18 protein-coding genes are annotated in these 16864 nt (G+C 63.6%); 6 read left to right on the forward strand and 12 right to left on the reverse strand.

The annotated features are described in order from the left end of the window. Positions 1 to 4 precede the first annotated feature (4 nt). The 9 genes from HL653_RS04520 to HL653_RS04560 all read right to left on the reverse strand — a co-directional run bounded on the left by HL653_RS04520 (position 5) and on the right by HL653_RS04560 (position 7097). Positions 5 to 691, reverse strand: a complete 687-nt coding sequence (locus HL653_RS04520; RefSeq protein ID WP_171743460.1) for an NADPH-dependent F420 reductase — start codon at positions 689 to 691, stop codon at positions 5 to 7. A gap of 104 nt (positions 692 to 795) precedes the next feature. Beyond that, entirely contained in the window at positions 796 to 1530 is a 735-nt protein-coding gene (locus tag HL653_RS04525) for an SDR family NAD(P)-dependent oxidoreductase (protein WP_253717536.1), read from the reverse strand. A 96-nt stretch (positions 1531 to 1626) separates the two neighbouring features. Further along, positions 1627 to 2325 carry an NADPH-dependent F420 reductase gene (locus HL653_RS04530; protein ID WP_171743462.1) on the reverse strand — a complete coding sequence of 233 codons (699 nt, stop codon included), beginning with the start codon at positions 2323 to 2325 and terminating at the stop codon, positions 1627 to 1629. Positions 2326 to 2513: 188 nt separating this feature from the next. Then, positions 2514 to 3473 carry a LysR family transcriptional regulator gene (locus HL653_RS04535; protein WP_171743463.1) on the reverse strand — a complete coding sequence of 320 codons (960 nt, stop codon included), beginning with the start codon at positions 3471 to 3473 and terminating at the stop codon, positions 2514 to 2516. A gap of 63 nt (positions 3474 to 3536) precedes the next feature. After that, positions 3537 to 3908 (reverse strand): DUF427 domain-containing protein, encoded by a 372-nt coding sequence (locus HL653_RS04540; protein WP_171743464.1) that lies wholly within the window; start codon positions 3906 to 3908, stop codon positions 3537 to 3539. A gap of 79 nt (positions 3909 to 3987) precedes the next feature. Continuing rightward, on the reverse strand, positions 3988 to 4398 hold the full coding sequence (locus tag HL653_RS04545; protein ID WP_171743465.1) for a nuclear transport factor 2 family protein: 411 nt from the start codon (positions 4396 to 4398) through the stop codon (positions 3988 to 3990). Between the two features lie 95 nt (positions 4399 to 4493). Next, positions 4494 to 5291: an NADPH-dependent F420 reductase gene (locus HL653_RS04550; protein WP_171743466.1), complete on the reverse strand. Its 798-nt coding sequence runs from the start codon at positions 5289 to 5291 to the stop codon at positions 4494 to 4496. 253 nt (positions 5292 to 5544) lie between these two features. Further along, complete coding sequence (locus tag HL653_RS04555; RefSeq protein ID WP_171743467.1) at positions 5545 to 6222, reverse strand: glutathione S-transferase family protein; 678 nt, start codon at positions 6220 to 6222, stop codon at positions 5545 to 5547. Then, positions 6219 to 7097, reverse strand: coding sequence for an NAD(P)H-binding protein (locus tag HL653_RS04560; protein WP_171743468.1), 879 nt, complete (start codon positions 7095 to 7097; stop codon positions 6219 to 6221). Before HL653_RS04560 ends, HL653_RS04555 begins: the two co-directional genes overlap by 4 nt. Before the next feature lie 77 nt (positions 7098 to 7174). Between HL653_RS04560 and HL653_RS04565 the strand changes: the two genes are divergently transcribed. Then, complete coding sequence (locus HL653_RS04565) at positions 7175 to 7546, forward strand: helix-turn-helix domain-containing protein (protein WP_171743469.1); 372 nt, start codon at positions 7175 to 7177, stop codon at positions 7544 to 7546. Between the two features lie 148 nt (positions 7547 to 7694). Next, positions 7695 to 8834, forward strand: a complete 1140-nt coding sequence (locus HL653_RS04570) for a trans-acting enoyl reductase family protein (protein ID WP_171743470.1) — start codon at positions 7695 to 7697, stop codon at positions 8832 to 8834. A 68-nt stretch (positions 8835 to 8902) separates the two neighbouring features. Here HL653_RS04570 and HL653_RS04575 read toward each other — a convergent pair whose 3' ends face one another. Then, the gene (locus tag HL653_RS04575; RefSeq protein WP_216599949.1) at positions 8903 to 9859 is read right to left on the reverse strand and encodes a LysR family transcriptional regulator; all 957 of its coding nucleotides are present in this window, start codon (positions 9857 to 9859) and stop codon (positions 8903 to 8905) included. A gap of 30 nt (positions 9860 to 9889) precedes the next feature. Between HL653_RS04575 and HL653_RS04580 the strand changes: the two genes are divergently transcribed. Both HL653_RS04580 and HL653_RS04585 read left to right on the forward strand, forming a co-directional pair. Continuing rightward, entirely contained in the window at positions 9890 to 10456 is a 567-nt protein-coding gene (locus HL653_RS04580; protein WP_216599950.1) for a nuclear transport factor 2 family protein, read from the forward strand. 290 nt (positions 10457 to 10746) lie between these two features. Next, entirely contained in the window at positions 10747 to 11022 is a 276-nt protein-coding gene (locus tag HL653_RS04585; RefSeq protein ID WP_171743471.1) for an AlpA family transcriptional regulator, read from the forward strand. Here HL653_RS04585 and HL653_RS04590 read toward each other — a convergent pair. After that, positions 11012 to 12268 carry a tyrosine-type recombinase/integrase gene (locus HL653_RS04590; protein ID WP_171743472.1) on the reverse strand — a complete coding sequence of 419 codons (1257 nt, stop codon included), beginning with the start codon at positions 12266 to 12268 and terminating at the stop codon, positions 11012 to 11014. The two genes, HL653_RS04585 and HL653_RS04590, sit on opposite strands and share 11 nt — an antisense overlap. 291 nt (positions 12269 to 12559) lie before the next feature. Further along, complete coding sequence (guaA, locus tag HL653_RS04595) at positions 12560 to 14119, reverse strand: glutamine-hydrolyzing GMP synthase (RefSeq protein ID WP_171743473.1); 1560 nt, start codon at positions 14117 to 14119, stop codon at positions 12560 to 12562. Between the two features lie 201 nt (positions 14120 to 14320). On the opposite strand from guaA, the gene HL653_RS24445 reads away from it, so the two are divergent. Both HL653_RS24445 and HL653_RS04605 read left to right on the forward strand, forming a co-directional pair. Beyond that, positions 14321 to 15406: a cache domain-containing protein gene (locus HL653_RS24445; RefSeq protein WP_171743474.1), complete on the forward strand. Its 1086-nt coding sequence runs from the start codon at positions 14321 to 14323 to the stop codon at positions 15404 to 15406. 122 nt (positions 15407 to 15528) lie between these two features. Beyond that, entirely contained in the window at positions 15529 to 16782 is a 1254-nt protein-coding gene (locus tag HL653_RS04605; protein WP_171743475.1) for a NupC/NupG family nucleoside CNT transporter, read from the forward strand. Positions 16783 to 16864 lie beyond the last annotated feature (82 nt).

Consider the following 16864-nt stretch of genomic DNA (forward strand, 5'->3'; position numbering starts at 1 on the left):
CCTCCTATGGCTTGCCGATGCTGCTGCCGGGCGTCGCGCGGAACTCCGGTTTGCGCTCCGGGCTCGCCTCGGCCAGCGCCTTGCGGACGCCTTCCGCGTCGAGATTGGCAGCATAAACCGGGGTGCCCGGCTGCTGCCGCCAGGACTCGTCGAGAGGGCCGGCGTCGATCCCGTCATAGCCCAGCTCGTCGAAGAGCTTGATGACTCTCTCCTTGTGGCTCGCATTGTCGCCGGCCACCGGCAACGCGATGCGTCCCGGCGTGCCTGCCGGCTTGCCGCCGTTGAGCAGGCTCTGCCAGTGCAGGTTGTTGATGGCCTTCAGCACCGGGCGGCCGAGCTGATCTGCGACCCAACGGCTTTCAGCCGCACCATCCTCGATCGGATCGATCCGCCCATCCCGCTCCTGGGGATAGTAATTCCCCGTCTCCACGACGGCGACATCGGCATCCACACCGTCGAAGAGATCCTTCGGCAGATCGACGATCCTGAAGGCCGGGATTGCGACGAAGACGACCTCGCCACTGCGCGCCGCCTCATGGATGGTCACCGCCTTGGCGCCGGTTTCGGCGGCGAGATCTGCAAGCGATCCCGGGCCGCGCGAATTGGCGATGAAAACATCATGGCCCAGCGTCGAGAGCCGTCGTGCCAGCGAGCCGCCAATTTCCCCTGACCCTATGATTCCAACCTTCATCACTCATCTCCCAGCCTATGAATGGTTTGGTCGTCGCCAGCGTGGCGGCGCGCCGTTGTCGGCGCCGACGCGTGAGTACGCCGACGCCGGGGCAGTTCAGTCGATCAGAGCCGGTAGCCGCCGCTTGCCTCGATCACCTGACCGGTGACCCAGCCAGCATCGTCCGAAGCGAGGAAGGCAACGACCGCGGCGATGTCCGACGTTTCGCCGAAACGGCCGAACGCGGTGTCGGCCTCGATTGCCTTCACGGTGTTGGCGTCCTCTCGGACGGCAGCGTTCATGTCGGTCCGCGTCCAGCCCGGGGCCACCGCGTTCACCGCGATCCCGCGCGGACCAAGCTCCATCGCAAGCGCGTGAGTAAGGTTGTTGATCGCCGCCTTGGCCATCGAATAGATCGGCACCATCGGCTGCGGGCGCGTGGAAAGGCCTGACGAGATATTGATGATCCGCGCGCCATCGGACAGACGGCTGAGCGCCGACTGGACCATGAAGAACGGTGCGCGGGCATGGACCGCGATCAGCAAGTCCCAAGCCTCAGGCGTAGCATCGGCGAGACCGCCCCATCCTGAGTTGCCGGCATTGTTGACGAGAATGTCGAGCGTCTTGCTGCCGTTGCGCTCCGTCAGCTCGCGATCCAGCTCGTCGTACAAGCTAGGGATCGACCCAGCATCCGAGAGGTCAGCCTGTAGCGCGAAGGCAGTCCCGCCTGCCTTCTCGATCGCTTCGACCGCCTCTTCCGCGCCAGCGCTGCTGGCATTGTACGTGATCGCCACCGTCGCGCCGTCGGCCGCGAGCCGTTCAGCGATCGTCCGGCCGATGCCCCGGCCCGCGCCGGTCACGAGAGCGGTTTTGCCATTCAAAGTCTGCGCCATTGGAGATTTCCTTCGTAAAGCGGTTTGCAAATCTGGGATTTTCGGTCGAGCTGGTGCGCTCGATCAGGCGACACGTTCGCGCGTGATCGGGCCAGGATTGGCTACGACGACCGCGAGCGCGAGGCGGATCAGGTCAGCGTCGCCGCCAAACTCATTGTCCGCGATGTGATGCAGGAACACGCCGACCTGCTCGAGCTGCCGGGCACCCTTGAGATCGCCGGCGTTGATCGGCTTGAAACCAGCGTCACCGATGAGGCTCCGCGTTACGTCACCGGCGGCCTTGTCGTCGGTTGCGTAGAAGACGTTGGCCTTCACCGGCGATGCCGACCATGCTGCCGCTTCGAGCGACGGGGCTGCGATCAGGTTGAACCCCTTGACGATGCGCGCCTTTGGCAAGCGCCGTTGCAGATCTTCCGAAGTCGAGCTGTCGCGCATGAAGTCCAGATCATGGAAGTGCACGAAATCGGCGGTGACGCCGAGCGGGTTCATGGTCTCGATCACGACCTTGCCGTCTAGCGCGTCGCCGACTTCGCCGACGATCGCCTCGACCCGCGGCCAGTAAATCGAGAAAAGCACGACTTCGCCGAACTCCGCCGCCTCGCGGATCGTGCCGAGCCGCGCTCTGTCGCCCAGCTCCGCAAGAAGAGGTTCGATCTTCCGGTCCTCGCCGTCTTTCGCGATGACAAGTTCATGGCCTGCGGCTGCCCAGGCGCGGGCCAAACGACTGCCGAGATTGCCGGCGTTTAAAATTCCGATCCTCATTTGATATCCTACTAGCCTCGATCTTCGCGCCCTAGGGGAGCGGCCCAATCGAAAGTTAGGATATGGTTCCGAAATAGATTAGATGACCGTTTAGCCTCAGTCTGTTGTTTCCATGAACAACAGTTGGCGCACGGCGAGAGAGCGGAGCGGCACGCCCGCTCGCTTGAAAACGTCGGTAGGCTGGGGGGTTAGCCTAGGGCATGTTCCATAGCGGTAGCGACAGCGGGTTCTCCCCGGGCCTGATCCGGACCACCACCATCATCTTCAAAGGCGTCGCGACAAAGATCAATAAAGCCACGGACTTTCGGGTCCATGTAGCGCGTCGAGGCAAAAACAGCGTGGACCGGCATCGGAATGCTGGCCCAATCTGGCAGGAGGCGGACCAACCTACCTTCGACGACGTGCGGCTCGGCCATGAATCGTGGAAGCTGCGCAATTCCCAATCCGGATAGCGTCAGGTTCTTCGCCGCAACGATGTTATCGAGCACGCAGCGCGGCGTGTGCGTCACCTTCTCCGTCGCCTGACCATCGACCAACGTCCAAGTCGGGCGGCCACTCGACGCTTTCATGATGAGATCATGGTCCTTGAGATCAGTGACCGTGAGGACCGGCGCGGCGCGTTTCAGGTATGCGGGCGAAGCATAGAGGCCGTAGGTTATCTCTCCGAGCTTGCGCGCCGACAGATCGGAATCCTGCAGGGCGCCAATGCGGATCGCCACATCGATGCCCTCATGGATGATGTCGACGAGCCGGATCGAATAAACGGTCTCCACGCTGACCTGAGGCCATCTCGACAGATAGGCGGCGATCCAGTCATCCACCCGCGTCGTGCCGAACTCGGGTGTCGCTGAGATCTTCAAGCGGCCCTTGGGCTCCTGGCTTTGTTGAGCGACAGCGGCTTGCGCCGCCTCTGCCGCCGCCAGGATGGACGTGGCGCGCTCGAAATAATCCCGACCGGCCTCGGTCACGCTGAGCCGGCGCGTCGATCTGTTCAACAGTCTGGCGCCCAGCTTTTCCTCGACCCGCTGCACGATCCGGCTCACCCGCGCTTTGTCGGTATCGAGCCGTTCGGCCGCAGCGGTGAAGGATTCCTCCGTCACCACCGCGACGAAGACCTGCATCTCGGAAAAGCCAACTGTCGTCGTCATGGACAACGCCCTGTCATGCGGCGCATTTCATAGCAATCGGCGCAGCTAGCGGTGAGCTGACATTCAATCACGCGGTGCTGTTTCGATCGCGTCGACGCGATCTGGATAGAACGCAAGATGCCCCTTGATGACCGACATATGGTCGAAGGGATCTTCGTAGGACCAGGCAACATCCTTGGCGGCGCCATCGTGCGCGCTGAAGTAGCTTGCATCGCCCTTGTATGGGCAATGGGTGCGCGTGTCGCTAGAGGTAAGCGCCTCCATCGCGATCTCGCTGCGCGGAATGTAGAAGACCGGCGGCAAGCTGGCCTCGCGAAGGATCAGGGCATTGCGGCTCTCTGCCACAACTGTGTCTCCGATCCGCACGATAACCTTCTCTTCCGCCGGTTCGACGCTGATCGGATGATCGGGACCGGGCCGCGTTCCACCTTGCATGTCATGTTCCTTCTTGTTCGATCGCGACGACAACGGGCCGCGCCGGTCGGCGCTGGTCCGCAACGTGAATTTAGGATGCCTATTGCTCGAGCGGAACGAGTTGCATGGCCTGCCCACCGAGCTTGGGAACGAGCCGCTGCTGGATAGCGACCACGGCAGGCAACGGGCGCCACGCGATCGTCATCGTCTCAATGCGGCCATCCGCATCAAGGTGCACGTGGTCGAACGCATCGATCACATGGTCTTCGAACCGGATCGTGAGGATAGCGATGACGTCGGGGCCGTCGCGCATCATCTTCTTCGGCTCGAACGCGTCGATCGTGGAGAGCAGTGCGCCGAGGACGGCGATCACGCTGTCCCGCCCCTTGAATGGCGTCGGGAGGATCGGGCTGTTGAGCTCGACGGTCTCGGACAGATGCTCGCTTGCGCGCGCAAGGTCGCCCTCGTGCATCGCTTCGAGGAAAGGGGTCAAATGGTCTTGGCTTGGCATCGCTGCAGCTCCTGAATGCGGGCGGCCCTGCGACTTTTCGCAGGGCCGCCCGCAACGGGTGCCGGACGCCGGGGGGCAGGCGTCCGGCGGGGGGCTCAGTTGGCGGTGGTAGCGGCGCTGGCCTGGGCCATGAACAGGTCGACATGGACCTGCGGCATGCCATCGAACGTGCCGCCGATCGGCGACGGGCGATCTGCTGTTTCGATCAGGTGCTGCGCTTCTTCGCGCGACACGGGCTTACCGGGCTGCGTGTAGGCGGCCTCGGCATCCGGACCCGTCGCCTGCAGATCCATCTTCGGAGCGTACGGCCAGAAGTAGATCGGCGTGCTCGGTTCGATGCGCCAGCTGTCCGCGAGCGAGCCCGCGTCGATCGCATCGAAGCCGATCTTGTCGAAGAACTCGGTCACCGCCTGCTTCGCGCCGGCGTCGTCGCCCGCGATCGGCAGCGTCGTGCGGTTAGCCGAACCGCTCGGCGTCGCGTCGGCCTTCATGTGGAGCCAGCTCAGGTTGTGGAAGCCCTTGACGACCTTCGAACCCGGCAGACGCTGCGCGATCAGCTCGCTGGAAGTCAGCTCGGCCTTATCGAGAACGTCGTTATTGCCGAACGCGGGATAATAGTTCGTCTGGTCGAGGACGACCTTGCCCGCGAACTTGTCGGCAGGCAGCTGCTCGGAAGCGGCGATCGGGATCGAGAGCGTGACGATGTCACCCGCTGCGATCACTTCCTCGGTAGAGCCGGCGCTCGCCAGCGGACCAAGCTCCTCGACCAGTTCCTTGACGGTTTCCGCGCCGCGAGAGTTACTGATGACGACCTTGTAGCCGGCTGAGGTTGCAAGACGAGCAATGGCCTTGCCGACGAGGCCGGAGCCGATGATGCCGATTGTCTGTGTCATGTTCGTGATCTTTCTTCTCAGGGCGGTAGCCGCCGACAGGATTCATGCGCCGTCACTGTCTCGCGAGCCTTAGGACGGCGAGCATCGCAGCAGGCGACAGCAGCAAATTATGAATTTGATTGAGAAGATAACAGTCCGACCAAGGGCAACAGACTGTTGCCCCTCTAGCAGACAATACCCGCGCGAGCCACGTTGGCGATGGCAGGCCTGAAGCGGTCGGCGGACGAGGGCCGCTGCACGACCGCGAGGCACATCAGACTGGCATGCTCAGCTCGTCTTTGTCGAACGCCCGAATAACTGCCGGTCTCTGCAGGGTCCGGGCGGTAAGCTCGGCCCAGGCCGGATAGCGGCCCATCTCGACGTCGACGAGGCCGCCCCATCGATAGAAGACGAGCAGGAACGCGTCGACGACAGAGTAGGCATCGGCAACCGCCCATTGGCGCCCGTCCACCAATATGCGCTCGATCGCGTCGAACGCATCGAGCAGGTTGCCGCGCCCCTTGGCCCTGATACCGGCATGCGCTGGGGCATCAGCGCTGAAGCGCTCAGGGCGCCACTGTTGCGCAAACGCGACCGCATGGACCCATCCGGACAGCCAGTTCATCCATTCGAGCGCGCGCGCTTCTCGCGCGGGATCTGCGGGCATCAGGTCGAGGTCCGGTCGCAGCCGGGCGAGCCACGTCAGGATCGCAGGAACCTCGGTGAGCAAGAACGGCTCTCCACCCGCGCGACCGGGCACCGGAGATAATGCTGGCACACGACCCTTGGGATTGCGCGCGAGCCAGGCAGAGCCGAGCGTGTCACGATCTGCCGCGCGCGCCGACACACGATGCGCGCGATAGGCGCATCCCACTTCCTCAAGCACGATCCGGACCGCCAGCGAGCAAGAGCCGGCATCATAGAAGAAGTCGAAACCGGCTTCGTCGGTCATCGTGCCGCTCCCGCCGCCGACGCCCCGACAAGCGCGCGCAGAACCGTCGCACGTATGGTCTCGGTCGGGCGGCCGATCAGCCCGCTCAGCGTGCGCGAGCCATCGGCCAAGATGCCGCCCGCGGCCTTGGCGCTGTACTCGGCCAACGCCGCTGCGAACCCATCAGGTAGGCCGGCACCGATCAGAGCCTCGCGGTAGCCGCTTTCGGGCAGATCACGATATTCGACCGTCCTGCCGCTGGCTTCGCCCAGCGCCGCAGCGACATCCGACAGGGTAAAGGCTTCATCACCCGCCAGCTCGTAGACGCGATTTGGAGCCAGCGGCTCGGTAAGGATCACGGCCGCCGCTTCAGCATAGTCGGCGCGGGCGGCGCCCGAAATCCCACCGTCGCCCGTGCTGCCGAGCAGCGCGCCATGCGCGATCGCAGCTTCGGCACCGATCAGGTAATTCTCATTGTACCAGCCATTGCGCAGGATGGCGTAGGGAACGCCGCTCGCGGCGATCGCGCGCTCGGTTTCGCGGTGCGACTCCGCAAGACTGATCGGGTTCGCGTCGGCGTGGATGATACTGGTATAGGCGATCAACTCAACGCCGGCCCGCGCCGCTGCGTCGACCACGGCGCGATGCTGAGCGATGCGCTGGTCGGGCGTGTCGGACGAGATGAACAGCAGTCGCGTCACCCCCGCCAGCGGCTCAACCAAACGCTCTGGGGCGTCATAGTCGAACGGGCGGACCGCTACGCCCTGCCCGGCCAGGTCGGCGGCTTTGGCCGGATCGCGGACAAGGGCGACGACCTGGTTGGCGGCGGTACGCTGCAGAAGCGCTGCGAGGACAAGGCGGCCGAGCTGGCCAGTGGCGCCGGTGACTGCGAACATGATTGCTCCTTTCGAAAATGGAGCAAGCCACCTATGCCTATACCGCACTCGCGATAAGTACCAACACCGAGGTTAGTATGAAAGAGAAGCGCACTGACCACCTCGCGCGTCAGCTCGCACGCGGTGAAGTTTTTGACGCGAACTGTCGTTCTCGGGAGGTGCTGATGCACCTGACGGGTAAATGGAACGTCCTGCTGCTGATCGCGCTGCGTGACGGCACCATGCGCTTCGCCGAACTTCGTAGGAAAGTAGGCGGAGTGAGCGAACGCATGCTTGCCAGAAGCCTTCAGCAACTCGAGGGCCACCGCCTGCTTGTTCGCAAGAGCTATCCGGTCGTCCCGCCACACGTCGAATACACGCTGACCACGTTGGGGATGGAGGCTGCGGACCGCATGGCGGGACTGACCGACTGGATTGAAGAGAATGTGCATGCGCTAATCCAGGAGTGACGGCCTGTCAGGCGCTAGCTCTCGCAATTAGGCTGCCAAACTGTGACAGACCGTTGTCTAGAGGGACAACGCTACTTCACCCCCGCCGATGCTAATGCGCATTAGCCTAAGAGTAGCGAGCAAGCGCTAGCGCGGGGCAGGCCAGAAGATGCGTGAATTCGATCTGATAGTATACGGCGCGTCCGGCTTCACCGGCCAGCAGGCTGCCCGCTATCTCGCCGAAAAAGCACCTAAAGATCTCCGTTGGGCAATCGGCGGAAGAAGCTCCAGCAGTATGAACAAAGCCGGTGTCAACGTCCCGATCGTGGTCGCAGACGGGGCCGATCCCGCTGCCCTTGCGGATTTGGCGAAGCGCGCGCGCGTCGTGCTTAACATGGCCGGACCATTCAAGCTGTACGGCGACAAGCTTGTCGAAGCATGTATCGAGGCGGGCACCGATTACGCCGACATCAGCGGTGAAACAGCGCGCATCCGCCGATTGATCGATCGCTGCCACGCCAAGGCGGAGGAGCGACAGGTCAAGGTTGTCAATTTCTGCGGCGCCAGCTCACTGCCTGCGGACCTGGCGGTGGCCTTGCTCGATGAGCGGCTAGGAGGGACGCTCCACCAGGCCACCGCTACCGTTTCCATTGTGGGCGGCTCGTTTAACGGAGGGACGATTGCCAGTATCGTCGACGCCATAGAATCCGGCGACGCCATGATAGAGCGCGACCCGTTCCTCCTAGGGCCGGAGCCGGGCGGTGCGCCCCAGGATATTGAACGAGATCCCACGGGGCTTTTGCGCGGCGGCGAACTTGGGGCGTGGCTTGCGCCCTCGCCACTCGGCATTTCGGACACCCGCGCCGTTCGGCGAAGCGCAGCTCTGCTCGGACGCAATATCACCTTCCAGGAATATGCCGTTTTTGAGAGCTGGCGGGAGGCGGCTACATTCGCCGCGGCCCTTCGCTTGCTGGGGATCGCATTACGGCAACCATGGGCGAGGCGGCTGATTCAAAACCGCATTAGGCCCGGCACCGGTCCAAGTGCCGAGCAAATGGACCGCGCTCGCTTTCAACTCGTTGTGCGTGGCGTCGGAGCTGCGGGCGTGACGGGCTCCGCCCAGATCACTGGCGATGGAGATGCAGGGAACCGCATCACCGTCGCATGTGCCTGCGAATGCGCGCTTGCCCTGGCATTGAACCACCCATCGTTACCCGCGAGATTCGGAGTCCTGACGCCCGCAGTCGCTATCGGGACCATGCTGGCCGAACGGCTACGGCAAGCCGGAATGACAATATCGGTAGTCTGATCGGCGCCCTTGGGGGGTGTGCCACGTGGCAGACCACGTCGTCGGCCGCCCCGCAGAATATCTCAACGTCACCCTTCGACGTCGCTCCTGAAGCCATCGCGACAGACGTCCACAAAATCCCGAACCTTGGGGTCCATGTAGCGCGTCGACGCAAAGACAGCGTGGACCGGCACAGGGATACGCGCCCAGCCCTGCAGCACCCTTGTAAGCCGACTACCCGCCACATGGGGTTCACCCATGTATGTTGGAAGCTGCACGATCCCCAAACCCGATAGAGCGGCGTTCATAGCCGCCACCGTGTTGTCGAGAGCGCAGCGCGGCGTATGCAAAACCTTCTCCGTCTTCTCGCCATTCACTAACGTCCAACCGGGGCGACCGCGCGGCGCGTGCATAATCAGATCATGTCGCTTCAGGTCATCAACAGTGCGAAGTGGTGCCGCACGATCCAGATAGCCGGGAGACGCATACAACCCGTAGCTCAGCTCCCCCAGCTTGCGTGCCGACAGCTCTGAATCTTCCAACGAACCTATGCGGATCGCTACGTCCACGCCCTCATGGATGATATCGACAAGGCGGTTGGTATATTCCGTTTCGATGCTCACCTTCGGCCACCTATGAAGGAAGGCCGCAATCCAACCATCGACCCGCATCGTCCCAAACTCGGCACCAACAGTTATTTTGAGGCGGCCTTTCGGTTCCTCCGCGCGCTGCGCCACGGCGGCTTCGGCCATCTCAGCCGCCTTAACGATCGACGAAACACGCTCGAAATAGTCCCGCCCCACCTCTGTCACGCTAAGGTGTCGCGTCGACCGATTGAGAAGCCGCGCTCCGAGCTTTTCTTCCATCCGCCGCACGATCCGGCTTATCCGCGCCTTATCGGTATTCAAGCGTTCCGCAGCTGTGGTGAACGATCCTTCGACCACCACGGCGATAAAAGCCTGCATTTCTGCGAAATCTACTGTTGTCGTCATAAGCAACGGTGTGTCACTTTTCGCTAGCCTTATCAATCGACGAACAACTGTCATCTTGGCCCAGTCGCGCAAAAGGGAGTGAAGATGAGCATCGAGGAGACGGAAAGTGCCGCTTCGGGCGCACCGTCGACACCGCGGGAGGCGGCCCGCGCCAGCCACCATAGCGGTGCAACAACGACGGGAACCGAACGCAATTGCTGGCACACCACCGACGCTCAAATCTCGTCAGACGAGCCAAATATCAAGGCGGCTAAGGGCTTCTTCGCAGCGCAGTATTGCGGCGAGCTGGACGGCTCATTTGCGAACTTCGTTCAACCCGATTTCCGTTTTGTGGTTTCCTGCGCATGCAATGACGAGCTTCGCGCCGCCATTCCCTGGGCCGGCTACGAGCATAAAGGTCGTGAGGGCTATCAGCGTCTCACGGCGCTTCTCTACTCTGAGTACGAGCTGCTCTCCTACGAGACCACGCGGTACACCAACGCTGGCACCCAGGTGTTCGTCGAGGGCCACTTTCGCCTGCGGCACCGCGAAACGGCGAGGATCGCCGACAGCGACTTTCTCGCGCGGCTTGAGATGCGGAATGGCAAGATCGCGAGCGGTCAGTTCTACGAGAATACGGCTGCGGTCGCTGCCGCCCGCAGCGCAGACTGACCGCATACCGAAGCTGCTCACGTCATAGGCACCCATCCGGTGACCGTCGCTTCGAGGCCGCGCCAGACGCGCTTGTGTCAGACGGTCGAGACGCGCCAGTAGACGAGCTGCGCCGACCGAAGGCGAAGCTAGGGGCGCCGCGCTCCCGGTCCCGAATGATATGTTTAACTTTTCAAACCCGCCGATTTGCCGCCGAACATGCGAAACAACCGCTCTCCGGCATCAGAGGGCTTCCGGTCCCCGCATCTATCGCCTTCTATCGCCGCGCCTCGGAAAACGCGGAGAATTACATGGGCACGAACACTACCCCAGCCGCCTCGCGGCGAACCATCCGCCGACAGCAGCTCCGCGAAATCGTGCCCCTAGCTGACAGCACCATCTTCGAGATGGAGCAACGCGGTGAGTTTCCTCAGCGCTTCTATCTGACCTCTCGATGCGTCGTTTGGGATCTCGGGGAGGTGGAGCAATGGCTTGACGCGCGACGTGCGGCCTCCCGCGCGAAGTCCATCAAACTCGCGCCAACACCTGATGTTCGCTTGCGTCGCGCGAAGCCCGTCACACAGTAGGATCGAGTTCGAGCATGCCCATCGCCTTGGGCATGAGCGTGGGAATATACTTCTGGCCCGCTGTCCACGCTTCGATAAGGTTCGACCATTCTTGCATCATGTGGCGGCGCTGATGCTCGTACTCGGCCTTGTTATAGACGCCCCGAGACGACCGCCCATCCTCATGCGCCAGACACTTCTCGATCCAGTCGCGGTTGAAGCCTAGCTCGTTTAGCAGCGTCGACCCGGTACGTCGCAGGTCATGGACGGTGAACGGCTCTAGCGGCAGCCCCTCACTCTTCGCCCTCTCAACCACCGAATATGTCACGCGGTTGAAGGTCGCGCGCGACATCGGGGCGTCGGCATCGTACCGCGATGGGAGTAGGTACTTTGAGTTGCCGGCGCAGGTCTTCAATGCGACCATGATGTCGAGCACCTGGGCCGACAGATAGACGTTGTGGGCCTTCGACCGCTTCATGCGCTCTTTCGGAATCGTCCACACGGCGTTCTCGAAATCGACCTCGTCCCAGACCGCGTCCTGCAACTCACTCTTGCGGACCATCGTCATCAAGAACAACCGCATGCCTAGTCGGATCGTCGGCAGCGTCGCTACGTGTTCCAATTGCTTGAGCATCACGCGGATCTCACTCGGCGAGAGCGAGCGGTCCTTCGGAACAAAGGTTGCAATCGAAGCAGGCCCGACCTCATCGGCGGGGTTCGCGACCTTCTCGCCGTGCAGAATCGCAAATCCGTAAATCTGCTTCAGGATGTCTCGGACATGGATAGCGGTAGCCGGAGCGCCTCGATCGACGATCTTGCCGCAGTGAGCGCGAAGGTCGTTGGGGCTGATCTCCGTCAGTAGGCGGTTACGCCATGCGGGGAGCAACTCCCGCTCCCAGATCGACCGCCGCATCGCCCGCGTGCTGTCGGCCATCGGGGCGGCAGTGAGCCACTTTTCGCCGAACTCGCCGAAGCTCTTCGCTTCCTTGATGCGTCGCTTTTCCCGTTGCTTTTCGATCGCGGGAGACTGGCCCTCCGCAACAAGTCGCCGAGCATCTATGCACTTCTCGCGCGCCCGAGCTAGCGAAAGACCATCGGGCCCATACTTTCCAAGGACAATAGTCTCGCGTCGGCCGTGAAGCCTGTAGTCTAGACGAAATGAAATCGAGCCCTTTACGGAGACGAGAACATACATACCGTCCCTGTCCGTTACCTTGTATGGCTTTTCTCTTGTTCTAAGCGATCGAATAGCTGTGTCCGTGAGCATATGAGCCTCCGAGCTAAAAATACCGTCAGGCGATTTTTAGAGGCCGCAAGGGATCTTTCCGTAAGCATTACAGATGCTTACGGCGAAAAAAATACCGTCACGACTTCAATTGCCGTGACGGTATTCGCGAAAATCGCGTTGCGCAATACTTCCACAGTCCGTCACTCTGTCCACAAACCGGAACGCTAGGCCGGTGATCGACGGTGATAGATGACGACAGGAAATTATTTTGTTTTCAGAGGGTTACATCGCAGAAAATCGCAGTTTCGGCGGCTTCCGGCGGCGCGGGAATTATTCCCACTCGATCGTGCCGGGGGGTTTGGAGGTGTAATCGTAGACCACCCGGTTGATGCCCTGCACTTCGTTCACGATGCGCGTGGCGCAGCGGGCGAGGAAGGCGGCGTCGAAGGGGTAGATGTCCGCCGTCATGCCGTCCGTCGAGGTGACGGCGCGCAGCGCGCAGACCGAATCATAGGTGCGGTGATCGCCCATCACGCCCACGGTGCGGACGGGGAGCAGCACCGCGAAGGCCTGCCAGATCGCATCGTACAGACCCGCGCGGCGGATCTCGTCGAGATAGATGGCGTCGGCCTTGCGCAGGATGTCGCACCGCTCCTGCGTCACCTCGCCCGGAATGCGGATGGCGAGGCCCGGCCCCGGGAAGGGATGGCGGCCGACGAAGATGTCCGGCAGGCCCAGCTCCTTGCCCAGCACGCGCACTTCATCCTTGAACAGCTCACGCAGCGGCTCGACCAGCTGCATGTTCATCCGCTCGGGCAGGCCGCCGACATTGTGGTGGCTCTTGATCGTGACCGAAGGCCCGCCGGTGAAGCTGACGCTCTCGATCACATCGGGATAGAGCGTGCCCTGCGCGAGGAAATCAGCGCCGCCGATCTTCTTGGCTTCGGCCTCGAACAATTCGATGAAGGCCTTGCCGATGAACTTGCGCTTGGCCTCCGGATCGGTGAGCCCGGCGAGACCGCCCAGGAAACGCTCGCTGGCGTCCACATGGACGAGCGGGATGCCGTAATGCTCGCGGAACAGGCTCACCACCTGCTCCGCCTCACCCAGCCGCATCAGGCCGTGATCCACGAACACGCAGGTCAGCTGATCGCCGATCGCCTCGTGGATCAGCACCGCCGCCACCGCGGAATCGACGCCGCCCGAAAGCCCGCAGATCACGCGACCCGTGCCCACCTGCGCACGGATGTCGGCGATCTTGGCGGCGCGGAATTCTGCCATCGTCCAGTCGCCCGCGAGACCGCAGATGTGGCGCGCGAAATTGGCGATCAGCTTGCCGCCGTCCGGCGTGTGGACCACCTCCGGGTGGAACATCATCGAATAGAAGCGGCGCTTCTCATCGGTGGCGATCGCGTAGGGCGCGCCCTCGGAGCGGGCGACGATCGAGAAGCCGGGGGCGAGTTCCTCGACGCGATCGCCGTGGCTCATCCACACTTGGTGGCTCTCGCCCTGCTTCCACAGCCCGTCGAACAAGGCCGACTCGCCGACCACATCGATGAAGGCGCGGCCGAATTCCCGATTGTCGGAGGGGGCGACGCGCCCGCCCAGCTGATGCGCCATCGTCTGCTGACCGTAGCAGATCGCGAGAATCGGCAGCCCGCTTTCGAAGAAACGCTGCGGCGCGCGCGGGCTATCCTCCCACATCACGGACGAAGGCCCGCCCGAGAAGATGATGCCGGCGGGCTTCATCCGATCGAAAGCCGCATCGGCGGCGTTGAAGGGAGCGATTTCGCAATAGACGCCCGCTTCGCGCACGCGGCGCGCGATCAGCTGGGTCACTTGGCTGCCGAAATCGACGATCAGGATGCAATCTTGCGGGGCGACGCTCATGCCCAAGGCCGGATAGGGACGGAGGCGCACCCTGTCCAGCAGACGCTTCGGGCAATGTGCTGAAAAGCGCATTGCTGTCGGTACCGCATGCGCCGGAGGCACATCAGCAAACAGCCGCTCTGCGGCGCCTCTGTAACGGTAATGCCTTATTTACCAACGCACGCGTAGGTTGCGCCGTTCATCGGTCAACGGGACATCTTCATGCCGCGTCGTATCCGAGCTTTGCTGTCGATCCTGCGAGAAGAAGTGGAGCTGCACGCGGCCGAATCGGAGCGCGTGGCCGGCCGCACGAACCTGCTCGCCCTGAACGCGACGATCGAGGCCGCGCGCTCCGGCGATGCCGGGCGCGGCTTTTCGGTGGTGGCGCAGGAGGTGAAGGCGCTGGCGGGGCAGGCGCGCAAATCCGCCGCCGCTTTCCGCGCCGACGTGCTGGATCGGTTGGATCTCGCCAACGGCATCGCCAGCGAGATGCTGGCCGAGATCGAGGGCGCGCGGCTGGTGGAGCTGGCGGACACGATGATGGCGCAGGTCACGCGCACGCTGGCGGGCCGGGGCGCGCATCTCGCGATGCTCTCGACCGATCCCGCGATCACCGAGGGCGTGATGCGGCGGACGCCGGAGGCGCTGGCGGTGGGCAATGCCCGCCTCGCCCACATGGTGAGGGCCAGCCAGGACTATCTGAACGCCTTTGTCGTCGCCGCCGACGGCCGGCTGATCATGAGCGGGCACGAGGCGCCCAATCTGGCGATGCACGATTTCTCGCGTGCCGATCAGTTCATGAAGGCGATGGCGAGCGCCGATCCCGACGCCTGGTTCACCGACGCGGTGTGGCAGAACCCCTTCTCCCATTATCGCGCGGTGCTGGTCTTCGTGATGGCGATCCGCACACAGAGCGGCGGCGCGCCCGATGGGGTGCTCTATCTGGAATTCGACTGGCAGCAGCTGATGAACGAGGTGTTCGCCGCCGGGCTCGCCGATCGCGAAACCGGGCGCGGCATGACCGTGACGATTGTGGACGTCGACGGCCGCTCGGTCGGCTCCTCCTGCGGTGGCGCGTTCGGGCGGCCGGTGGCACTGCCGCCGGGCACGCTTTCGGGGATCGAGCGGCGCGCGGATTCGGTCGCGGCGTTCGCCGCCGCCACGCCCTTCCGCTCCTTCTCCGGTCTCGGCTTCCGCTGCCTGATCGAACAGCCCATGCCGAGCGAGGAGGAGATTGCGCGCGCGATCGGCGCCAGCGATCGGGAGATCGCCGCTCTGACGCAGGCCACCGAACGCCGCGCCGCCTGACCGACAGGCATTTACCCCCGCCGATAAGCGGCTAAGCTATTGCGCTTGCGGGGCAGGCACCGAAAGGCGCGCCGGGGGGCACGTCGCCAGTCCTCGCACCCTATGAGGACGCCGAAAGACCGATGAACCGTTTCCTGCTCGGCCCGATCGGCATGGCCGTCCTCCTCGCCGTCGCCGTGGCCCTGTCGAGCGACCGCAAGGCGATCCGGCTGCGCGTGGTGGGTGCGGCCTTCGCGCTGCAGGCAGGCATCGCGATCCTCGTCCTCTATGTGCCGGCCGGACGGCGGGTGATCCGGGGCCTGTCCGAAGGCGTCGCCGCCCTGCTCGGCTATGCGCAGGCGGGCGTGGACTTCATCTTCGGGCCGATCGCGTCCCCCGAAATCGGCGGCCATGCCTTCGCCATCGCCGCCCTCCCGGTGATCATCTTCTTCGCCTCGCTCATCTCGATCCTCTATTATCTCGGCGTCATGCAGTTCATCGTCCGCTGGATCGGCGGCGGGATCGAAAAGGTGATCGGCGTCTCCAAGGTGGAGTCGCTGTGCGCCGCCGCCAACATCTTCGTCGGCCAGTCCGAATCCCCGCTGGTGATCCGCCCCTATCTGGCGAGCCTGACGCCCACCCAGCTCTTCACCGTGATGACGAGCGGCATGGCCGGCGTGGCCGGCACGATCCTGGCCGCTTATGCCGCGATGGGCGTGAAGGTGGATTATCTGCTGGCGGCCAGCTTCATGTCCGCGCCGGGCGGCATCCTGATGGCCAAGCTGATGATGCCCGATCCCCGCCCCGTCGCCGGCGCCTCGACCGAGGTGGCGGAGGATGAAGTGATCGCGCTGGCCGACGTGCACGAGGCCGAGGAGCGCCCCGCCAACATCATCCAGGCGGCGGCCGAGGGCGCGCAGCTGGGCGTGCGGCTGGCGGTGGCCGTCGGCGCGATGGTGCTGGCGTTCGTGGCGCTGGTGGCGCTGGCCAACGGTCTGCTGGGACAGGCGGGCGCCCTGATCGGGCAGAGCGACCTGACCTTCCAGAAGCTGCTGGGATCGGTGTTCGCGCCGGTCATGTATCTGCTCAACGTGCCCTGGACCGAGGCGAGCGCGGCGGGCGGCCTGTTCGGCGAGAAGATCGTGCTGAACGAGTTCGTGGCCTATATCCACCTCGGCAAGCTGGCGCCGCCTTTGTCCGAACATGCCACCGCCGTCGTCACCTTCGCTTTGTGCGGCTTCGCCAACTTCTCGTCGATCGCGATCCAGATGGCGGTGACGGGCAACCTCGCCCCCAACCAGCGCCCGATGATCGCCAAGCTGGGCATCCGGGCCCTGTGCGCGGGTAGTCTCGCGAACCTGATGTCGGCGGCGCTGGCGGGGATGCTGATCGCGTAGCTTGCGATCGTCCCTGCCGCGCTGATCGGCAGGACTCGGACCTCCATCCTCCCCCGCCAAGGGAGGTGGCGCCGCAGACGGC

The sequence above is a fragment of the Sphingomonas sp. AP4-R1 genome, from assembly GCF_013113735.1.
GTDB lineage: Bacteria > Pseudomonadota > Alphaproteobacteria > Sphingomonadales > Sphingomonadaceae > Sphingomonas_I.